Raw genomic sequence first — 20,280 nt, forward strand, 5'->3', positions numbered from 1 at the left:
AGCCGCCCGGACGACAAGGTCAACCGGGCGGCATTGATCTGCCTCAGAGCGCGCCCTTGGCGGCCGCGTCCATGTAGGTGGTGGTGAAGCGGAACTTGACGTTCTCCTTGTCGCCGAGAACCGTGCCGTCTGCCAATTCGATGCCGATGACATCGGCAGACGGCGCGCCGCTGCCGAGGAGGCCCTTGTCGAACAGGAAGGTGCGAACGAGATCCATGGTCTTGGACAGATCCGGCGAGGCGGTGAAGGTCACAGCATCGGTCGGCTTGTCGAAGAGCTTGGTCGCCGCCATCTGGGCTTCGAAACCGGCGAGATCCGTGCCCGATGCGGAACCCATCGCGGTCCTGGCCGCCTTGCCCTCTTCGGTGTCGGCGGTCATCACGGCCATGGTGTCGTACCAGATGCCAGCCAGCGCCTTGCCGAAATCGGGATTGTCCTTCAGCACATCCGTGTTGGCGACCATCAGGTCGATGATTTCGCCCGGGATCTCCGAGCTATCGAAGACCTTCTTCGCGGATGCGTCTTCCAGGATGCTGGCGACCAAAGGGTTCCAGGTGACGACCGCCGTCACGTCCGCTGTCTGATAGGAGGCGACCATGTCGGCATCCGACGTGTTGACGACCTTCAGGTCTCGCTCGGAGGAGCCGATGCTTTCGAGCGCGCGGGCGAGCAGGTAGTGCGAGACCGAGAACTCGACGAGATTGACGTTCTGGCCCTTCACGTCCTCGAGCGTGTCCTTGTCCTTCAGGATCAGGGCGTCGTTGCCGTTGGAAAAGTCGCCGACGATCACGGCCGTCGTATCGACGCCACCGGCTGCCGGAATCGACAGGCCATCCATGTTGGTTAGCGTCACCGCGTCAAAGGCGCCGGCGGTGTACTGGTTCATCGATTCCACGTAGTCGTTGAACTGCGTGACCTCGATGTTGATGCCGTATTTGTCGGCCCATTTCTCCACGATGCCGGTGTCATTGGCATAGCCCCAAGGCATCCAGCCGACATAGATCGACCAGGCGACCTTGAAGTCCTTCTTCGGCGCGGCTTCGGCGGGTGTCATCTGGCTGAAGGCGAGAGCGCCGGCCAGTGCGGTGATGGACAGGAGTGTCTTGACAGTCTGCATGTAGAAATTCCCCTTTTGCGTCATCGAAAAGGGATCGGCATGGACCATCGCGCCGCCAATCCCTTGGCTTACGAGGTCTCCCGGGCTTTTGTCCCGCCGTGCACCCGATGGGATGTCTCTCCATCGGGAGCCGCTCTCGGACCAGCCACGCCTCACGGCGCCGGAACCCTAGCGGCTAACTCTGCGAATAGAGGAGCAAGGGGCGTGCCAAGTCGCCAAGACCGGGGAATGTTAGAGGAAAGCTTCCATCAACGGGGCCACCCTGTCTCAAATGCATGTCTTGCGGGCAACGATGCCTCAGAAAGAGGCAGACTTGGCTTCCGTACAAAATGTGACCGCCCGTCCTAGGGAGACGGGCGGTCACACGGGATGCCTGGTGTGGGACGCGGCAATCCCGGACCGGCCTGGCGGTGGCCGATGGGATCAGGCAGTCATCGCCTTGAATGTCGCTGCCTGGCTTTCGACCCAGGCTTCGAATGGCTGGGGCTCGGCGCCGGTCAGTGCCTTGAAGTCGCCCGTGATCGTGGCGAGGCCGCCGATGCCGACCATAGTGTCGATCGAGGCGAAGACGCGGGCCACCGGTTCCGGCAGGCCGGCACCGACCATGCCCTGCACCAGACCTTCGACCGGCACATCGATGACAGTGATCTCCCTGCCTGCCGTCTTGGAGACGGCAGCGGCAATGTCGCGATGCGTGTAGGAAGACGATCCTGTCAGCGTGTAGACCTTCTTGTCGCTTGCCGCCGCGACGAGCGCGGCAGCGGTCGCACGCGCAATATCATCCCGGGCGATGTGCGCGATCCCTCCGTCGCCAGCTGCAGAGTACCAGTGGCCCGAAGCCAGGGCCGGACCGGCGCTTATCATTACGTTTTCGAAGTACCAGTTGTTACGCAGGATCGTCCAAGCCGGAATGGCACTCGCGCGGATCTCCGTTTCCGTACCTTCATGGTCGGGCGCGAACAGCAGGGGCGAGTTGGCCGGCTCCGGCATGGACGTGTAGAGCAGGTGCTTCACGCCTGCCTTCTCGGCGGCGGCGATCGCTGCGCGATGCTGCACGAGGCGATGCCCCGGTCGATCGAGCGTGTCCGTGCTGATGATCAGCACCTTCTCGGCTTCCACGAAAGCAGCGTCCATCGATGCAGGATCGTCGAAGTCAACCCGCCGCACCTGCACGCCCTTCTCTGCAAGGCTCGCCAGCTGCTCGGGCTTGCGACTCGCTGCGATGATGTCGCTCGCGGCCACGCCCGAAGTTTCGAGAAGATGATGGATCACGTGCTGACCGAGATGGCCAGATGCGCCGGTAACGAGGTATTTAGCAGTCATAACACTTCCACTTTCTCGCCCTGTTTTTTGGGGCTGGTCTAATTTTCAGAGTAGGCTTAGATTACAGACCATATCCCTGCCGTAAAGTAGGCAGTTTTTTAGAACCAGGTTCGAAGGGCAATACCTGTGACGGCGAATGCACGAACGAAAACCGAATACAGCTCAGCGATAAGCGCGGTCAGGGCCATGATCGCGACACCGACCGAGACGGTTTTGGATCCACAAAACTGTCCGGTTAGAGACGTCTTCGCCCATATCGGTGACAAGTGGGCGTCGCTCATCCTGCAGACGCTCGGATTGCAGCCGCATCGCTTCGGCGAACTCAAGCGTGCGATCCCCGATATTTCCCAGGCGATGCTGACCGGCACCCTGCGCAGTCTGCAGCGCGATGGGTTCGTTCGTCGCGAGGTTTTCCCGACCCAGCCGCCGAGCGTGGAATACAGCCTGACGGAGCTCGGCCAGTCGCTACTCGGCCCCTTGGCCGCGCTCGTTCTCTGGACAGCCGATCAACACGGGCGGATCCGCGAGGCTCGTAGCGTCTACGACGCCGAAAATCCTCCTGCAAAGAAGAAGCTAGCGGCGCGCTGACGGCCCCCTCGGTGGTATAATTTGGTAACCATTCCATTCAACCAAATCGATACAACATAGCGCTAATTTACCCTTGAGAAATTGGGGGTGAATTATGTTCAAGCGACTTTTCCGTGACCGCAGCGGTAACTTTGGCATGATGACGGCCATTTTGCTGGTCCCAGTGATCGGCACTGCAGGTCTGGCCATCGACATCAGCAACGCCCTCATGGTGCGCAGCACGCTTCAGGCTGCTGCCGACGCCGCGGCCATTGCTGCCGTGGCTGAAACCTCTGCCGGCGTCATGCAAGCCATGCGACTGAATTCGGACGGACAGCTGACGGACGCCATCGAGGACGCAAAGAAGGTCTTCATGGGCCACGCGAACATGTCGGAAGACTACCAGCTGAAGGACTTCGACGTGGATGTGGTCAAGGCAGGGACGCAGCTGAAGGCGGTCTTCACCTTCAATGCCACGGTGCCGACGACCTTGGCACGCATTCTCGGCCAGGCGGATGTCACTGTCGCCGGCAAGGCAGAAGCCGTGTTCCAGACAGATACGTTCCGCGACTTCTATCTGCTTCTCGACAACACGCCGTCCATGGGTGTCGGAGCAACTCCGACCGATGTTGACAAGATGGTCGCCAACACCGGTGACAAATGTGCCTTTGCTTGCCACATCGTCAAAAACGGGGTCGAGGACATGAACAGCTACTACAACCTCGCCAAGAGGCTCGGGGTCACGATCCGCATCGACGTCGTAGCACAGGCCACCGCCGCGCTCATGGACACGGCCAAGAGCTCGCGCAAGAGCTCCAACCAATACCGCATGGCTGTCTATACGTTCGGCGAAAAGGCCGAGGATACGAAGCTTCTGGAAGTCTCCTCGCTGACCGACAATCTCGATCAGGTGCAGACTAAGGCATCGAAAATCGGCCTTATGTCCATTCCATACCAAGGATATGACAACGACCAGCAGACCAATTTCGACCGAGCATTGAAGAATATCGGCGATCTGATGGGTACGGCGGGAACGGGTTCTTCAGCTGGGAATCCGGAGAAAATTCTATTCTTTGTCTCGGATGGGGTCGCAGACGCCTACAAGCCCAGCAGTTGCACCAAAGCAACAACAAACGGACGCTGCCAAGAGCCGATCGACACCACCCAGTGCGAAGTGCTGAAGAACAAGGGCTATCGGATCGCGGTTCTCTACACGACCTATCTGCCGCTGCCCACGAACGACTGGTACAAGAAGTGGATCAGGCCGTTCCAGAGCGAGATCCCGACCCGGATGCAGGCCTGCGCATCGCCGGGGCTCTACTTCGAGGTCAGCCCGAGCCAGGGTATCGCAGACGCCATGAATGCCCTGTTCCTGAAAATCATCACTTCGCCCCGTCTTTCGAGCTGAGGGCGGGCGGACAATCCGTCTCCTCAGAGCTGCAAGTCAGGGCGGCGCCGGAGCGAGACGGCATTGTCTTCACTGAAGATCAGCCCCTGCCGTTCAAAGGCATTGCGGATGGCAACCAGCGATGCAGGACGGATGGTCCTCTCACCTTCCGCTTCGATCCGCCGGATCGACGACACGGACACGCCGGATTCGCGGGAGAGATCCTCAAGTGTCCATTGCAGCATGGCGCGTCCTGCGCGGATCTGCATGGGCGTCAGCGTCGCCTCGCCTGCGTTCTCTGATTTTCCCGTTCCGATGAAATCACTATGGCGAATGATCATGCCCAACCACTCGTGCGGGCGGGAGCCCTTGTGGATGATGGGAACCGCACGGGCGTGAAACCACTCGTATTCACCATCGGCCTTCATGATCCGATGATTGGTGACATAGGGCGCCAGGGTCGCCACGGCATGCTGCCAGGCGGCAATCACCGCGCCACGATCATCGGGGTGGAGGGCGTTTACCCAGTTGCCGTTCACCACTTCCGATTCCGGCTGCCCCGTCAACGCCGTCCAGCCATGAGAGAAGACCGGCTCTCCGCTGGCTGTCGCCCGCCACTCCATCGCCGCGATGGTGCTCACAAGTGCCCTGTAACGGCCCAGGCTCTCGTCGAGCGCCTGGCGATTTTCATGGAGCTGCGAAATATCGTTCAGGAGACCGACCGCTCTCGCCGGCCGTTGGTCTGCATCCAGCACGACTTCGGAGCGCAGACCAACCCAGCGCACCGTCCTGTCGCCGCGAATGATGCGAAAATCGCGGTTCACCGGCACGCCGGATCGGATGAGCGGCCAGATGTCCTCGCAGAGGTTTCGATCCTCCGGATGCACCTGATCGATGAGATTCACCAAGCTGAAGTGTTTCGGGCTGTCGATGCCCATCACCCGCAAAAGTCCGGGGCTGCAGCTGCATTGTCCTGTAAGGAGATCGCAACTCCAGAAGCCGGCCGTGCCGCGCTCTTCGACCAGTTTCAGAAAATGTGCCGACGAAACGCCGGGGATCTTTCGGCTCATGGCCGAAAAGTCACCATCCGGACTGGGGTAATAATCGGCTTGGCCGGACGCTCCAAGAAAGCTGTTCATTTCGTTTCAGTCTTATCCATCATGCTGCCTGCAAAAGAAGCTTCAAACATCGCGCTGGCTGGCACTTCCTCGTTCGCGGATGAACGCTAACGGTGCATGCTGTTGGGGACAAGTGGGAAGTAACACTTTGGTGACGGATGCGCACGCCGTTCGCTGTGGGGCTGACTGGCAACACCAGGCTTCCACCAGCGGTCGCTGCAATTAGACACACTGTCCCGCATTTGTCAGGAGCATTCGGAGCGCACTCTTGTGGTCCCTGCGCGATCGTGGCAGGAAACCAAAAGATAGCCGAAAGGCCGAACGAGAGAGCCCAGAATGTCGAACGTCATCAAGTTCGAGCGTCCGCCCGAGATCAAGCCGCCAAAGCCGAAGCGGACCCTTTCCATGACGGCACGAAGGATCCTGATCTGGGCCGGCATTGTCGCCGCATTTCTTCTCGCCTGGGGCTATTTTACATTTTTCGGCGCAGGTGCTGCGCCCGCCTGACGGGTCCCTGCGCACTTGCGCCCACGCCTCACAACGTCGTGGCCACATTCGCGACCAGCGCACCGCGAGCGCCGATCACCCTCGACGCGAGCCGTGCTCCCGCCTTAATCGCATCCGAAGTCGACGCGCCGCAAAGCTCGGCCGCCAGATAGCCCGCGTTGAAGCTGTCTCCGGCAGCCGTGGTGTCCACCACCTGCTCGGCTGGCGGGATGGGCAGAGTGGTCATCGCTCCATCAGCGCCCTGATAGGTCACCTCTGCTGCGCCATTCTTGACGATCACGCGCCGTGCGCCTTCACCGATGTAACGCCTGACAGTGGCTGCGGGATCGCGGTCACCGAACCAGGTCGCCTCGTCCTCAAAGGACGGGAGGCAGAGATCGCTGATGGCTGCTGCGCGGTGGATCCAGCCGCGCATGGTTTCGGGATTGTCCCAGAGACGGGGCCTGAGATTGGGATCGAAGACGACCGTGCCGCCCCGGCCGGCAAACTGGCTCAATGCCTCGATCAGCGCGATGCGATCCTGGTTCGGCAGGATCGCCAGCGTGATGCCGGACCAGTAAGCCAAATCGGCGCCTTCAAGCGCGCGGGCCAAGGTCGCGGGGTCGCTTGCAAGCTGCCTGGCGGCACTGTCGTTGCGCCAATAGGTGAAGCTGCGTTCGCCATCCTTCAGCGTGATGTGGTAGAGGCCGATTGTCTTGTCGGCGAGACGGCGAATGTGGTCCGTTCCAATGCCTTCGCCGTTGAGAAATTCCACCATCCGACCGGACAACCCGTCCGTACCGACTGCTGAGACGTAGTCGACTTGCCAGTCAGAACCCAAGCTTTGGCGCAAGTAGTAGGCGGTGTTCAGCGTATCGCCCGCGAACCCCATGCCAAGGGTGCCGGGCGTGCCGGTTTCCGAAAGTTCCCCCATACATTCGCCGATCGACACGATCCGTCCCATGCCTTGCCCTCCCGTTTTTCTCATTCCGCTTAGCGCGCCAGCCTTCCGCCGTCGACGGGGATTTGTGAGATTCTGGCGAAGGGCCGGCCAGTTTTCAAAGATTGTCGATGAAGTGCCGGATCGGCCTGGCCGATACAGCGCCGGTCAGCCGAGCCCGCTTTGCAACAGGCGTCAAAACAAGTGCGCCGTCACTTCTCTGCGCAGATGGCGTAGCGGTGCTGCGTGGCCCGCTCCAAGCCCTTGAAGAAGGAGAAATTCTTGCGCTGCGCCCGGTGGATCGCGCCCATGTCCTGGTCGATCGTGACCTTGGAAAAACCGGCTTCCCTCAAAAGCTCCGCTACCGCGCTGGCATGAGCGCCGTTGGAGAAATGCACGCGCGAGAGGATGCTGCTGTGCGTCGCCGCCATTTCGGAATTCGGCGCGCCGTGCAAGGCATCCTTGGCGAGACCAATACGGCTTGCCCAGGCTGTGAACCGCTTCATCATCCTTGTCAGCATCGACGTGTTGACGAAGTCGCCGTCTACGATCAGCACCTTGCCGCCTGTTTTCAGCACGCGGTGCCACTCCCTGAAGCAGGCGAGCGGATCGACCAGGGTCCAGACGAGATGACGATTGGTAATCACGTCGTAGGTATCATCGGATTCCATGGTCCGCTCGGCGTCGCCCAGCAGGAAGCGGATCTCGCGGCCCCGGGCCTTGGCCTTCGCCCGCGCCCGTTCGAGCATGGGTTCGGCCCAATCCAGTCCGGTGACCTTGAAGCCGAGATCGTCCAGAAGGTGGGAGACGACCGCCGTGCCACAGGCAAGATCGAGTGCGGCGCGCCCCTCTCCCTGCCCCAGGTGTTTACGCAACAAAGCGTGCCAAGCCGCTCTTTCGTCTTCGGAGAAGATCTCGTGACCGGGCTGGGTGTCGAAGGTTTCTGCCCGGAGCGACCAATAGGCCTTGATCTCGTCACGCAGGTCACGATTGGGAATGGAGCTAACGGCTTGCACAGGCTGGATCTTTCGGAACAGTTCGATGAGGCTGGAACACTTCTAAAAGATATTTCTTGACTGGGAAAGTCATAAAATCATAGTGCACGCCATTATCACAAACAGGAGAACTTACCGTGTTCAAGATGAAGAGGGTGGCGTCAGCCGCCGCGGTTTCGCTCGTCCTTTTTTCGGGCGTCGCGCTGGCCGGCGAGACGGTGAAGATCAAGGACATCACGGGCCGCGAAGTGGAAGTCAGCGTGCCGGTGGAGCGCGTCATTCTGGGTGAAGGTCGCCAGATCTATTTCACCGCCGCCCTCGACACCGACAATCCCTTCGGCCGCGTCATCGGCTGGCGTGACGACTTCAAGAAGGCCGACCTCGACGGCTACAACATCTACCTGAAGAAATATCCGGAGATGGAGAAGATCCCGACCTTCGGCGGCATGAAGGACGGCACCTTCGACATCGAGCAGGCAGTCGCGCTGAAGCCCGACGTCATCATCATGAACACGGAAGCGAAATCGGCGACCGAAGAGAGCGGCTATATCGAGAAGCTCGCCGCCGTCGGCATCCCACTCGTCTATATCGACTTCCGCGAAAAGCCGATGGAGAACACCGACGATTCCATGCGCATCATCGGCAAGCTGTTCGGCAAGGAAGAGCGCGCCGAAGAATTCGTGACATTCCACGACGAACAGATCGCCAAGGTCACGGATGTGCTGGCCAAGCAGGCGGACCTCAAGAAGCCGGTTGTCTTCATGGAACGCGCCGGCGGCTATTCCGACGATTGCTGCATGTCTTTCGGCAACGAGAATTTCGGCAAGATGGTCGAGCTCGCCGGCGGCGTGAACATGGCGAAGGACTTCATCCCGGGGACCTTCGGCACCGTCAATCCGGAACAGATCATCGCCTCGAACCCCGACCAGGTCATCGTCACCGGCTCCAACTGGGAACTCTATGTCCCCGGCGGCAAGTGGGTCGGCGTCGGCCCGGGTGCTGACAAGGCTGAAGCAGCCCGCAAGCTCTCCGAGCTGATGAAGCGTCCCGGTTTTACCGACATCAAGGCGGTTCAGGACGGCAATGTTCACGCCATCTGGCACCAGTTCTACAACAGCCCCTACCAGTTCGTCGCAGTTCAGCAGATCGCCAAGTGGCTGCATCCGGATCTCTTCAAGGATGTCGATGCCGACGCCACGTTCAAGGAAATGCACGAGCGCTTCCTGCCGGTCGATTACCACCCAGGCTACTTCGCCTCGGTGAAGGCCGGGTCCTGACAAACCAACCGGCGCCTCGCCCAGGGGCGCCGGATTTCCTGCAAGGAAGACAGACTGATGTTGACCAAGTTATTCGGGGCGTTGATCGCCCTTTCAACCGTTATGGTGCCCCCGCTCTCGGCGGCGGAGATCACCGACATTGCCGGACGCAAGGTCGAGATCGATCTGCCGGCCAAGCGCGTGCTGGTCGGCGAAGCTCGCCAGATCCATACGATCGCGGCACTCACCGGCGACCAACTGCTCGACAAGATCGTCGGCTGGAGAGATGACTTCTTCTCCAAGGATGCCGACAGTTACACGGCCTATTCGGAGCGCTTTCCGGCAATCGCCGATTTGCCCCGCTTCGGCTACGTGCCGAACAACACCTTCGACCTCGAGGCAGCAATTGCCCTTGCTCCCGACGTGATCACGCTCAATCTGGAATCGCAGAAGGTCGCGGTCGAGAGCGGCATCGAGGAAAAGGCCGCCGCAGCCGGCATCGCCATCGTCTATGTCGATTTCCGGGTCGATGCGAACAAGAACAGCGAAGACAGCATCCGGATCCTCGGCCAGATCTTCGGTGCCGACGCCAAGGCCGAGGAATTTATCGCCTATCGCCGGAAACAGGTAGCGCTGGTCGTCGACCGGCTCGCCCAGGCTCAGAACCTCGTCCGCCCGAAGGTCTTCATCGAGCGCGCACCCGGCAATGACGGAGAGAATGGTTGCTGCCGAAGCTTTGGCCCTTACAATTTCGGCGAGATGGTCGAACAGGCCGGCGGTCGTAACATTGCCGCCGATGTTATCAAGACCACGTTCGGCAATCTCAATCTCGAACAGCTCATCGTCGACAGTCCCGATCACTACATCGCCACCGGATCCAACTGGGCGGCGGAATCCAAGACGCTGCGCTTCGTGCATGTCGGGCGCGGCGCCGACCTTCAGGTAGCCCGTTCCAAGCTTTCCACACTGGTGGCACGCACCGGGTTCGGCGAACTGAAGGCCGTGAAGACGGGCGAGGTCCATGCGGTCTGGCACCAGTTCTACGGCGTACCCTATGAGTTCGTCGCCATTCAGCAGTTCGCGAAGTGGTTCCATCCTGACCTGTTCGCCGACCTCGATCCCGAGGCGACCTTCGAGGAGTTTCACAAGACATTCCTGCCGGTCGCTTACAAGCCAGGTTACTTCGTCTCGCTGAACGAGGAGACACACTGATGGCCATTGCCGCCGAAGCTCCCGATCTGGCCCTGGGCCGCGAACGCTACCGCGCCATCGCGGCCAAACGGATGGGCATTCTCTGCCTGCTGTTCCTCGCCCTTCTGCTCAGCGTAGCAGTCGACATGGCCTATGGCCCTGCCCGCTACACACTCTCAGAAGTCGTTGCCACGATCTGGGATCCCGCATCTGCAGGCAACCAGCTTCGCGTGGTCATCTGGGACATCCGCATGCCGATCGCGCTGATGGCGGTCACCGTCGGTGCGTGCCTGTCGCTCGCCGGCGCGCAGATGCAGACGATCCTCGCCAATCCGCTCGCCTCCCCGTTCACGCTCGGCATATCCGCTGCGGCCGGATTCGGCGCGGCGCTCGGGCTGGTCGCGGGTGTCGCCGTCTTCCCGGCTGCCGTGCAGTACATGGTGCCGATCAACGCCTTCCTGATGGCGATGCTTGCCTCGCTCTTTATCTACGGCGTATCGACCATGCGCGGCGTGACCGTCGAGACCATCGTTCTGCTCGGCATAGCGCTCGTCTTCACCTTCAATGCGCTGCTGTCGCTGCTCGAATATCTCGCCTCGGAACAGGCACTCGCGGCCGTCGTCTTCTGGACCATGGGTTCGCTGACCAAGGCGACCTGGGGCAAGGTGGCTGTGACCTTCGCAGTCCTCGTCTTCAGCGTGCCGCTGTTTGCACGCCGCGCCTGGGCGCTGACGGCACTGCGACTGGGGGACGACAAGGCTGCATCGTTCGGTGTCAACGTGCGGGCGCTCCGGCTGGAAACCATGCTGCTTGTCAGCCTGCTTGCCGCGATCCCGGTCTCCTTCGTCGGCACCATCGGCTTCATCGGCCTTGTCGGTCCACATATCGCCCGCATGCTGCTCGGCGAAGATCAGCGCTTCTTCCTGCCCGGCTCCATCCTTTGCGGCGCTCTGCTGCTTTCGGTGACCTCAGTCGTCTCGAAGATGTTGATCCCCGGCGCGATCATGCCGATCGGCGTGATCACGGCACTCGTGGGCGTGCCCTTCTTCTTCTCTCTCATCTTCACCAACAGGAGGCGCGCATGGTAGCCCTCAGGCTAGAAGCGGTAGGTGCGCAATATGGCCGCCACCGCGTCTTCAGCGACATCACCACCGGTGACATTGCAGGCGGCGCGCTGACGGCCGTGATCGGCCCCAATGCCGCGGGCAAATCGACGCTGTTCAAGCGGATCGCCGGACTGCTCAAGGGAGCAGGCGTGGTCCATCTCTCCGGCGAAGAAAGTCTGCGGCCGATCTGTTACATGCCGCAGGACACCGGCGCCAATGCGGTGCTCACCGTCTATGAGAGCGTGCTTCTCGCCTCCAAGCAGGGATCGGGCTGGAAGGTTGCAGACGGCGAGCTTATCGAGATCGACCGCATCCTGGCTTCGCTCAGGATTTCAGACCTCGCGTTCCGCGATCTCGGCGAACTCTCCGGCGGACAGCGCCAGCTGGTGGCCATTGCCCAGGCGCTCGTGCGCAAGCCCGAAGTGCTCTTGATGGACGAACCGACGTCGGCGCTCGACCTTTTCCGCCAGATCGAAGTCCTGCAGTTCATGCGAGAGCTTGCAGGCCAAAGCGGCATTGCGATCCTGATCGCTCTGCATGATCTCAATCATGCCATGCGGTACTGCGAACATGCGCTGGTCGTCGCCGACGGGCGGCTCGTCGCGAGCGGTGCGACTGGCGATGTGATCACCCCTTCTCTGCTTCGGGATGTGTACCGGGTCGATGCCCGCATCGAGGCCTGCACACAAGGGCGGCCTCTCGTCATCGTGGACGCGGCCTTGGCATAAGCCAGAGCCGCCCAAGCTCAGCTCAGCCCCATGTAGCGTCCGGGCTTATGATTGATCGCGAGGATCAGATTGGCGATGGCAGCGCCCAGAACGGATAGGGCCAGGCGATCGGCTGGAAGGACGAAGAAGGCTGTCGCGAGGATCGCAAGGTCTACCCCAAGCTGGAAATAGCCGGCGCGAAGGCCGGTTTTTTCCTGGAGATACATGGCCAGTATATTGATGCCGCCGAGACCCGTGCGATGGCGGAACAGCATCAGCAAGCCCGTTCCGATCAAGCCGCCGCCGATGACAGTCGCATAGAGCGGGTCGAGATGGGAAAAGTCGATCCACTGGCTGTTCAGCTTCGACAGGATCGAAACGAGCGCCACGGCCGTGAAAGTCCTCAAGGTGAAGGCCCAGCCCATGCGTTTTACCGCCAGGATGTAGAAGGGCAGATTGACGATGAAGAAGATCAGGCCAAAGCCCCAGCCGCTGACATAGGATAGCAGCAGCGCGAGGCCCGCACTGGAACCGACCGTCAGCATGGTCTCGGTATAGATCAGCGTTCCCAGCGAGACGAACATGGTGCCGGAGATCATCGCGAGCACGTCTTCATAGAGGCGGTGGCGCTCGGCGCCCGCCTGGGTCACGGTTGTGGTGGTCATGGTTTCAGCCCAGAAGCGGTTTCAACACGTTGGCGACACGCAGGATGTCCGCACTCTTCAGGCCTGCGATGTTGATGCGGCCAGAGGTCGGCATGTAGATGCCGTAATGTTTGCGCAGCGACATCACGTCAGCTTCCTTGAGCGGCAGAAGCGAGAACATGCCCTGCTGTTCGGCGATCTGCGGCGCAAGCTGCCAGCCGTCGCTGAGCGCCGCCGCGAGTTCACGGCGCAGGCCGTTCAGGCGGTCGCGCATGCCGTTCAGCTCGTCCATCCAGTCCTGTCGCAGGCTTTCGGTCGCGAGAATCGTGCGAACCACCGCAGCACCGTGATCGGGCGGCATCGAATAGCTGGTGCGGGCCATGGTAACGAGGTTCGAACGGGCGACGTCTGCGGCTTCCTGTGTCTCCGCGACCGCGAAGATGGCACCGGTGCGCTCCCGGTAGATCCCGAAGGACTTGGAGCAGGAGACGGCAATCAGCGCTTCCGGGACTGCGGCGATGATGGTGCGCAAGCCTACCACGTCTTCCTCGATGCCGGCGCCGAAGCCCTGATAGGCGGAATCGATCAGCGGCACGAGGCGCCTGTCTGCAATCACGGCGGCCAGCTCTTCCCACTGCGCAGGCGTGAGCGTCGCACCTGTCGGATTGTGGCAGCTGGCATGAATGAGCACGGCATCGCCGCGGGGTGCGCTGCTCAGTGCCTTCATCATGCTGGCGAAGCGCACGTCCTGGGTCGGCACGTCGAAATAGGGATAGGTTTCCACGTTCAGGCCGGTCGCGCCGAAGATCCCGGCATGGTTTGGCCAGCTCGGCAGGCCGAGATGCAGACGACCGCTGCCGGCACGTGCGATGAGGTCCGAGGCGAGACGAAGAGCGCCCGAACCACCCGGCGTCTGGACGCCGGCCGCAAATTTGCCATGGCCTATGCCCCCGACGAGATCCCAGAGCAGATCGAGGAAGACGCGGTCACCTTCCGGCGCGATATAGGACTTGCTTTCCTGCTTCTCCAGAAGTTCCTTTTCCGCCGCCTTCACCGCGCGCAGCACCGGCGTACGACCCTGATCATCGCGGTAGACACCGACGCCAAGGTCGATCTTGTCGGCTCGCTGATCGGCGTTGTAGAGCCCGATCAGGGCAAGCAGCGGGTCGTTGGGCTGGGAGGCGAGCTTGTCGAACATCAGAGGACCTTCGTCGAAGTGCGGTTGTGTTGCAGATGAATTATCAAGTTTCCGGCGCAAAGTCTCAGCGGATTTGATCTCCTTGGGCAGGACCGCATGAACAAGATTGCCAGATGTGGCAGTTTCACGATAGATATTTGCTCGTTTCCTCGCATGAAAGACCAATTATGAATGATGGCGTTGCGACTCTCGACAGGATCGATCGTCGGATCATTGCCTGCCTGATGGAGGATGCCAGCCTCAACAATGCGGAGCTTGCCGAACGTGTCGGACTGACGGCGGCGCCCCTGTCTCGACGTCTGGCACGGCTTTACGCGAGCGGCATCATTCGCCAGACGATCGTCATCGATCCGCTGAAAGTCGGGCTCGGTCTCCAGGCCTTCGTCGAGATCACGCTGGACCGCACGACGCCACAGGTCGGCGAACGCTTTATCGAACATGTCGGCAAGCTCGCCGAAGTCGTCGAGATCCACGCAGTGGCCGGCGACTTCGACTTTCTCCTGAAGATTTCCGTGCGCGACATGGCGGACTACAAGCGGCTAATCTGGCAGGAATTCGATCGGCTGGCGGAGATCAAGACCATCCGCTCGACCATGGTTTTCGATAGCCCCAAGACCTCTTACGGTTACCTGCCCTGACGCCGGACAATGCCTTTGCCCGGATGTGGGGAAACATCCATTTTCCATTCGAGCTTTGCTAATGTGTTAAGGGATTTTGTCCAATGGTGAGGCTGGGGACGAAGTGCTCTCGTCCCTGATGTCTGACCCATGGTAACTTCAGTGAAGCAATCTGCTCGCGCGCCCGCAAATTCTGGCCTGCCCCACGATGTCGAGGCATCCGCCGCCATCCCTGTGACGATGGATGGCATGTTCGGTCACCTGCATCCGGCTTCGGGAGAGACCGGCGTCGTGTTCTGTGCACCGTGGGGCTTCGACGCTCTCTGCACGGTCAAGTTCCACCGCCTCATCGCAGTTGAGCTCGCACGACGGGGATATCCCGCGATCCGCTTCGACTATCCGGGCGAAGGTGATTCCCTGCCGGTCGAGGCGGGCGCAACCTTCGACATCTGGGTCGCCGGCGCATTGCGGGCGGCAGAGGAATTGCGCATCCGGACGGGCTGCAGCCGCATCATCTATTACGGTATGGGGATTGGTGCCGCAGTCGCGCTCCGCGCTGGACAACAGGATGCCAATCTGGCCGGCTATGTGCTTGCGGCATCGACCCTGAACGGTCGGCGCTATCTGCGCGAGACTGCATTGCGGGAGAAGATCATCGAGGACGGGCTCGCCATCGACTTCGGCTACCCTGAGGGCTCGACGGTGCTCGCCTCCTTCATCATGGATCCTCACCTTGCCGCCGATCTGAAGGCCCTTACTGTCGGCATCGACGACATACCTGCCGGGCTGCCAGCACTCGTTCTGGCGCGTCCGGAAAATGCAGCCGACATCGAACTCGCCGATCAGCTGCGCAACGCCGGCGCAGCAGTCGAGTGCATCGATTTCTCTGGGTACAGTGCGATGTTGGACGGGGTCGTAACATCCCCGATACCCATGGCGCTCATTGACAGGATCGGTGACTGGTTCGGCTGTAATATCCGCCCAGAGGCCGTTTCTCCTGCGCCGCAGGCTACGGACAACGAACCTTCCGTCCTTGAGGCAGCTTCATTTCGCGAGCGGCCGGAGATTGTCAATTCGCGCCTCTTCGGCGTTTTCTGCGAGCCTCCGTCGGGCGGGGAAAAGGCCGTGATCATTTTGCACAACATGGCCTATGCGCCACACACCGGCTGGGGCCGCATCTGGGTCGAGACAGCGCGCACGCTCGCCCGTCAGGGCATCGCGACGCTGCGGGTCGATCTTTCCAATATCGGCGACAGCCCTGCTGATCCGAAGGGGCCCGATCAGGTCGTCTATTCCGAAGACCAGCTCAACGACGTGCATGCCGTCGTCCGCCACGTCCGCAATCTCACCAAAGCTCCGATCCTGCTGGCCGGCATTTGCAGCGGCGCTCATTCCGCTCTCTATGCGGGCGCGACCAATGCCGAGGTGGCCGGCATCGTCTCGATCAACCAGCTCCGGCTCGTGCTCGATCCAGACGAGGATGTGGACTCGCTTCTGATGGCGGGCGCCCGCCCACTGAGTGACTATAAGCGGCGGGCCGCCAGCCTGAGCACTTACAAGCGGGTTTTCAGTGGCGAGGTGAATATCCCGAAGGCCGCGTTGAACATCGCCAGCCACGCACGCGACAGGCTCCTGCGCGGTATTTCGCCCTATCTCGGTGGTATCACCAAGCTCGGGCGGTTGCGCGGACGGTTGTTCGCGCTCCTACGGCGCCTGGAGGATCGGAAGGTGCCGGTCATCTTCATTTCCTGCCGCACCGATGGCAGCCTCGACCAGCAGAGGCTCTATTTCGGCAAGACCCTATCCGGCCAGCGTGCATTTCCAGGACTGCGGCACATCCTGCTGGAGAATGCCGATCATACGCTGAGCCCACCGTCCGTCCGGCAGCACGTCATCGGGATTCTCGCCGAGGCGGCCGAGGAATCCGCCAAGCGCGGATAGTGGCGGGAGGGAATGCCGCAAAGGCTCCCCCTCCCGCGTTTTCGATCATTCAGCCGACAGCGACCAGCTTGCGCTTCGCCATACGAGCGCGGATCGACTCGACGTCGGCGCGGGGCGTCGCGGCAAAGAGTGTGCGGGTGTAGTCATGCTGCGGGTCAGAGAACACGGCGTCGCGCGTGCCATATTCCACCGCCTCGCCGTAATACATCACCATCACCTCGTCGGCGATGTAGCGCACGACCGAAAGGTCGTGGCTGATGAAAACATAGGTCAGGCCGAACTCTTCCTGCAGGTCGGCGAGCAAGTTCAACACCTGAGCCTGGACCGAGAGGTCGAGCGCCGAAACCGGTTCGTCGAGGACCAGCAGCTTCGGATTGAGCATCAGCGCGCGGGCGATCGCGATACGCTGGCGCTGGCCGCCGGAGAACATGTGCGGATAGCGGTTGTAGTGCTCCGGACCGAGGCCGACCTTGACCAGCATTTCGGTTGCGCGGTCGCGCCGCTCGGCCGAGCTCATCTTGGTGTTGATGAGCAAGGGCTCGCCGAGCACATCGCCGATCTTCTGGCGCGGATTGAGCGAGCCATAAGGGTTCTGGAAGACGATCTGCACCTTCTGGCGCATGTCGGCTGTCAGGTGGCCCGGACGCAAGTCGACCTTCTGGCCGTCGATCAACAATTCGCCTGCCGTTGGTTCGTCAATGAAGGTCAGGATGCGGGCGAGCGTCGACTTGCCGCAACCGCTTTCGCCGACGATAGCGAGCGTCTTGCCCTTGTCGAGCTTGAAGGACACGCCTTTGACCGCGTGGACAATCTTGTCTTCCTTGAAGAGACCTTGCGACACACGGTAGTCGCGTTTGACGTCGCGGATCTCGAGCATCGGGGTTTGCATCTCTGTGGTCATGCGGCACCTCCCGTTTCTGCGGCGGCCAGGAAGTCGGAGACCGTCGTCAGGCGGTCACCGGTGGCGTTTTCCGGCAGGGCCGAAAGCAGCGCGCGAGTATAGGGGTTCTTCGGGTTTTCGAAGAGCGAGAGCACATCGGCCTCCTCCATCTTCCGGCCCTTGTACTGGACGATGACGCGGTCCGCGGTCTCGGCCACCACAGCCATGTCGTGGGTGATCATGATGAGGCCCATGCCGGTTTCGGCCTGTATCTTCATCAGAAGGTCGAGGATCTGCTTCTGGATCGTCACGTCGAGTGCCGTGGTCGGCTCGTCGGCGATCAGGAGTTTCGGATTGCAGGCGATCGCAATCGCGATCATCACGCGCTGACACTGGCCGCCCGACATCTGGTGCGGGAAGTGGTTGAGGCGCTCGGCGGGATCAGGCAGGCCGACGAGCTTGAAAAGCTCGATGGCGCGTTCGCGGCATTCTTTTTTGCCGAGGCCCATGTGCAGGCGCAGGACTTCCTCGATCTGGAAACCCACGGTGAAGCAGGGATTGAGGCTTGCGACCGGCTCCTGGAAGATCATGGCCACGTCCTTGCCGATCAGCTTGCGCCGGTCGGCCGCCGAGATCTTCTGGATGTCACGCCCCTGGAATTCCATCTTGTCGGCGGTGATCTTCGCCGTCCAGGGGAGAAGGCCCATGACCGCGAGCATGGCAACAGACTTGCCGGAGCCGCTCTCGCCCACAATCGCGAGCACTTCGCCCGGCTCGACCGACAGCGAAACGCCGTCGACCGCCTTGAACCATCCGCTGGCCGTCTCGAACTGGACGGTGAGGTTCTGGATATCGAGAAGTGCCATGATCAGGACCTCTTCAGCTTGGGATCGAGCGCATCGCGCAGGCCGTCACCCATGAGGTTGATGGCGAGAACGGTGATCAGGATGGCGAGGCCTGGGAAGGTGACGACCCACCAGGCGCGCAGAATGAATTCGCGCGCTTCGGCGAGCATCGTGCCCCATTCGGGTGCCGGCGGCTGGGCCCCCATGCCGAGGAAGCCGAGGGCTGCCGCGTCGAGGATGGCATTCGAGAAGGAGAGCGTGGCCTGGACGATCAGCGGCGCCATGCAGTTGGGCAGGATCGTCTTGAACATCAGGCGAAACGGGCTTGCGCCAGCAAGGCGGGCGGCCGTCACATAGTCACGCGTCTTTTCCGACATGACGGCTGCACGCGTCAGACGCACGAAATGCGGCTGCAGCACGAGTGCGATGGCGATCATGCCGTTGGTGAGGCCAGGGCCGAGAATTGCGACCAGTACTAGTGCCAGAAGCAGCGACGGGAATGCCAGGATGATATCCATAAGGCGCATGATCGCGGTATCGAGCCAGCCACCGTAATAGCCGGCGATGACGCCGATCGCGATGCCTGTCGTCAGCGACAAAGTCGTGACGAAGACGCCGATGAAGAGCGAGTACTGGGACCCGTAGATCAGGCGCGAGAGAATGTCGCGTCCGACAGGATCGGTGCCGAGCACAAAGCTCCAGTTGCCACCCTCGAGCCAAGCCGGCGGAAGCAGAACCGCTTCACGATACTGCTCGAAAGGCGAGTGGGGTGCGATGACGCCGGCGAAGACGGCGGTCAGCACCAGAGCGACAAAAACGACGAGGCCGATCACGGCACCGCGGTTTTCGGAGAAGTAGAACCAGAATTCGGCCAGCATCTGGCGGCGCATCTGCGCGCTCGAAACCGGCTGGCTGTCTGTTGTCTCTGCCATGGGACTTTATCCTTCTAGTGGCGGATGCGCGGGTTGATCAGGCCGTAGAGCAGGTCGACGATGAGGTTCACGACCATGATGATGCCGGCAATCAGGAGGAGGCCTCCCTGGATGACCGGGTAGTCACGGCGGAACACACTGTCGACCATCCACTTGCCGATGCCCGGCCAGGAAAAGATCGTTTCGGTCAGGATCGCGCCAGCCAGCAGGACACCGATCTGCAGGCCGATCGTGGTGATGACCGGGATCATGGCATTGCGCAGCGCATGCAGGCTGACGACGCGGAAGGGCGAGAGGCCCTTGGCGCGGGCTGTCCGGATATAGTCCTCAGACAGGACTTCGAGCATGGCCGAGCGCGTCTGCCGTGCTATGACGGCGAGAGGAATGGTCGCAAGCACGATCGTCGGCAGGATCAAATGGCTGACGGCCGAGGCGAAGGCGCCCTTCTGGCCGGAGATCAGCGAGTCGATCAGCATGAAGCCGGTGACCGGCGGGAAGAAGAACATCAAGGAGATGCGCCCCGACACCGGTGTCCATTGCAGGATGCCGGAAAACAGGATCATCAACAAAAGGCCCCACCAGAAAATCGGCATGGAATAGCCGACAAGGGCAATGCCCATCATGGTCTGGTCGAAGAAGGAGCCGCGCTTGATGGCCGCGATGATGCCGGCTGGAACGCCGATGGCGATGGCCAGCAGGATCGCACAGAGTGACAATTCGACCGTGGCCGGGAAGAGTGCGAAGAACTGGTCGATAATCGGGCTCTTCGAGACGATCGAGGTGCCGAAGTCACCGGTGACGACACCGCCCAAATAATCGAAGTACTGGACCACCATCGGGCGGTCGAGACCGAGTTGCGCGCTGATCTGGGCGTGACGCTCGGGCGACATGACGCGTTCGCCGGAGAGAAGCGCGACCGGGTCGCCGGGCAAAAGCCGGATGAAGGCGAAGGCAATGATCGAGACGCCGATAAAGGTCGGGATCAAGACGGCGAGCCGTCGCAGGAGAAAGCCAAACATGTGTGAGACCT

The 20,280-nt window shown here is 61.2% G+C and carries 20 protein-coding genes and 1 riboswitch; of the genes, 9 read left to right on the forward strand and 11 right to left on the reverse strand.

The window, feature by feature from the left end; translation table 11 throughout:
- Positions 1 to 43: 43 nt before the first annotated feature.
- A complete protein-coding gene (locus E9677_RS03485) occupies positions 44 to 1,117 on the reverse strand; it encodes a putative urea ABC transporter substrate-binding protein (protein ID WP_136556686.1) in 1,074 nt (357 codons plus the stop codon).
- 75 nt (positions 1,118 to 1,192) lie between these two features.
- Positions 1,193 to 1,300: riboswitch (guanidine-I (ykkC/yxkD leader) on the reverse strand.
- 240 nt (positions 1,301 to 1,540) lie between these two features.
- Complete coding sequence (locus tag E9677_RS03490; RefSeq protein ID WP_136556687.1) at positions 1,541 to 2,440, reverse strand: SDR family oxidoreductase; 900 nt, start codon at positions 2,438 to 2,440, stop codon at positions 1,541 to 1,543.
- Positions 2,441 to 2,626: 186 nt separating this feature from the next.
- Here E9677_RS03490 and E9677_RS03495 point away from each other — a divergent pair, with 186 nt between their 5' ends.
- Complete coding sequence (locus E9677_RS03495) at positions 2,627 to 3,028, forward strand: winged helix-turn-helix transcriptional regulator (protein ID WP_136556688.1); 402 nt, start codon at positions 2,627 to 2,629, stop codon at positions 3,026 to 3,028.
- Positions 3,029 to 3,122: 94 nt separating this feature from the next.
- Positions 3,123 to 4,415 (forward strand): TadE/TadG family type IV pilus assembly protein, encoded by a 1,293-nt coding sequence (locus tag E9677_RS03500; RefSeq protein ID WP_136556689.1) that lies wholly within the window; start codon positions 3,123 to 3,125, stop codon positions 4,413 to 4,415.
- A 23-nt stretch (positions 4,416 to 4,438) separates the two neighbouring features.
- On the opposite strand, the gene E9677_RS03505 is transcribed toward E9677_RS03500, so the two are convergent.
- The gene (locus E9677_RS03505; protein WP_235882844.1) at positions 4,439 to 5,533 is read right to left on the reverse strand and encodes a PAS domain-containing protein; all 1,095 of its coding nucleotides are present in this window, start codon (positions 5,531 to 5,533) and stop codon (positions 4,439 to 4,441) included.
- 315 nt (positions 5,534 to 5,848) lie between these two features.
- Between E9677_RS03505 and E9677_RS25110 the strand changes: the two genes are divergently transcribed.
- Positions 5,849 to 6,019 carry a hypothetical protein gene (locus tag E9677_RS25110; RefSeq protein WP_168801104.1) on the forward strand — a complete coding sequence of 57 codons (171 nt, stop codon included), beginning with the start codon at positions 5,849 to 5,851 and terminating at the stop codon, positions 6,017 to 6,019.
- A gap of 28 nt (positions 6,020 to 6,047) precedes the next feature.
- Here the strand turns inward: E9677_RS25110 and E9677_RS03510 are convergent, their stop codons facing one another.
- Both E9677_RS03510 and E9677_RS03515 read right to left on the reverse strand, forming a co-directional pair.
- A complete protein-coding gene (locus E9677_RS03510; RefSeq protein ID WP_136556690.1) occupies positions 6,048 to 6,962 on the reverse strand; it encodes a sugar kinase in 915 nt (304 codons plus the stop codon).
- A gap of 188 nt (positions 6,963 to 7,150) precedes the next feature.
- Positions 7,151 to 7,954 carry a class I SAM-dependent methyltransferase gene (locus tag E9677_RS03515; RefSeq protein WP_136556691.1) on the reverse strand — a complete coding sequence of 268 codons (804 nt, stop codon included), beginning with the start codon at positions 7,952 to 7,954 and terminating at the stop codon, positions 7,151 to 7,153.
- 125 nt (positions 7,955 to 8,079) lie between these two features.
- On the opposite strand from E9677_RS03515, the gene E9677_RS03520 reads away from it, so the two are divergent.
- From E9677_RS03520 to E9677_RS03535, 4 genes are read left to right on the forward strand one after another with little or no spacing between them, the layout of a single operon-like run.
- Complete coding sequence (locus tag E9677_RS03520) at positions 8,080 to 9,210, forward strand: ABC transporter substrate-binding protein (RefSeq protein ID WP_136557181.1); 1,131 nt, start codon at positions 8,080 to 8,082, stop codon at positions 9,208 to 9,210.
- A gap of 57 nt (positions 9,211 to 9,267) precedes the next feature.
- Entirely contained in the window at positions 9,268 to 10,401 is a 1,134-nt protein-coding gene (locus E9677_RS03525) for an ABC transporter substrate-binding protein (RefSeq protein ID WP_136556692.1), read from the forward strand.
- Positions 10,401 to 11,468 carry a FecCD family ABC transporter permease gene (locus E9677_RS03530; RefSeq protein ID WP_136556693.1) on the forward strand — a complete coding sequence of 356 codons (1,068 nt, stop codon included), beginning with the start codon at positions 10,401 to 10,403 and terminating at the stop codon, positions 11,466 to 11,468. The genes E9677_RS03525 and E9677_RS03530 overlap by 1 nt, the downstream gene beginning before the upstream one ends.
- Positions 11,462 to 12,214 carry an ABC transporter ATP-binding protein gene (locus E9677_RS03535; protein ID WP_136556694.1) on the forward strand — a complete coding sequence of 251 codons (753 nt, stop codon included), beginning with the start codon at positions 11,462 to 11,464 and terminating at the stop codon, positions 12,212 to 12,214. The genes E9677_RS03530 and E9677_RS03535 overlap by 7 nt, the downstream gene beginning before the upstream one ends.
- A 17-nt stretch (positions 12,215 to 12,231) precedes the next feature.
- Here E9677_RS03535 and E9677_RS03540 read toward each other — a convergent pair whose 3' ends face one another.
- Positions 12,232 to 12,858 carry a YitT family protein gene (locus tag E9677_RS03540; protein ID WP_205910094.1) on the reverse strand — a complete coding sequence of 209 codons (627 nt, stop codon included), beginning with the start codon at positions 12,856 to 12,858 and terminating at the stop codon, positions 12,232 to 12,234.
- Positions 12,859 to 12,862: 4 nt separating this feature from the next.
- Complete coding sequence (locus tag E9677_RS03545) at positions 12,863 to 14,035, reverse strand: amino acid aminotransferase (protein ID WP_136556695.1); 1,173 nt, start codon at positions 14,033 to 14,035, stop codon at positions 12,863 to 12,865.
- A gap of 167 nt (positions 14,036 to 14,202) precedes the next feature.
- On the opposite strand from E9677_RS03545, the gene E9677_RS03550 reads away from it, so the two are divergent.
- On the forward strand, positions 14,203 to 14,673 hold the full coding sequence (locus E9677_RS03550; protein ID WP_136556696.1) for an Lrp/AsnC family transcriptional regulator: 471 nt from the start codon (positions 14,203 to 14,205) through the stop codon (positions 14,671 to 14,673).
- Between the two features lie 141 nt (positions 14,674 to 14,814).
- Positions 14,815 to 16,593 carry an alpha/beta fold hydrolase gene (locus E9677_RS03555; protein ID WP_168801106.1) on the forward strand — a complete coding sequence of 593 codons (1,779 nt, stop codon included), beginning with the start codon at positions 14,815 to 14,817 and terminating at the stop codon, positions 16,591 to 16,593.
- A gap of 49 nt (positions 16,594 to 16,642) precedes the next feature.
- Here E9677_RS03555 and E9677_RS03560 read toward each other — a convergent pair whose 3' ends face one another.
- Genes E9677_RS03560 through E9677_RS03575 form a run of 4 tightly spaced genes read right to left on the reverse strand, consistent with a single transcriptional unit; the run spans position 16,643 to position 20,269 of the window.
- Positions 16,643 to 17,482 carry a dipeptide ABC transporter ATP-binding protein gene (locus tag E9677_RS03560; protein ID WP_136557183.1) on the reverse strand — a complete coding sequence of 280 codons (840 nt, stop codon included), beginning with the start codon at positions 17,480 to 17,482 and terminating at the stop codon, positions 16,643 to 16,645.
- Positions 17,483 to 17,490: 8 nt separating this feature from the next.
- Positions 17,491 to 18,339, reverse strand: a complete 849-nt coding sequence (locus tag E9677_RS03565; protein WP_136556698.1) for an ABC transporter ATP-binding protein — start codon at positions 18,337 to 18,339, stop codon at positions 17,491 to 17,493.
- A 2-nt stretch (positions 18,340 to 18,341) separates the two neighbouring features.
- Positions 18,342 to 19,250, reverse strand: coding sequence for an ABC transporter permease subunit (locus E9677_RS03570; protein ID WP_136556699.1), 909 nt, complete (start codon positions 19,248 to 19,250; stop codon positions 18,342 to 18,344).
- A 14-nt stretch (positions 19,251 to 19,264) separates the two neighbouring features.
- Complete coding sequence (locus E9677_RS03575; RefSeq protein ID WP_136556700.1) at positions 19,265 to 20,269, reverse strand: ABC transporter permease subunit; 1,005 nt, start codon at positions 20,267 to 20,269, stop codon at positions 19,265 to 19,267.
- Positions 20,270 to 20,280: the final 11 nt, after the last annotated feature.

The organism is Peteryoungia rhizophila, assembly GCF_004912145.1.
Taxonomy (GTDB): domain Bacteria; phylum Pseudomonadota; class Alphaproteobacteria; order Rhizobiales; family Rhizobiaceae; genus Allorhizobium; species Allorhizobium rhizophilum.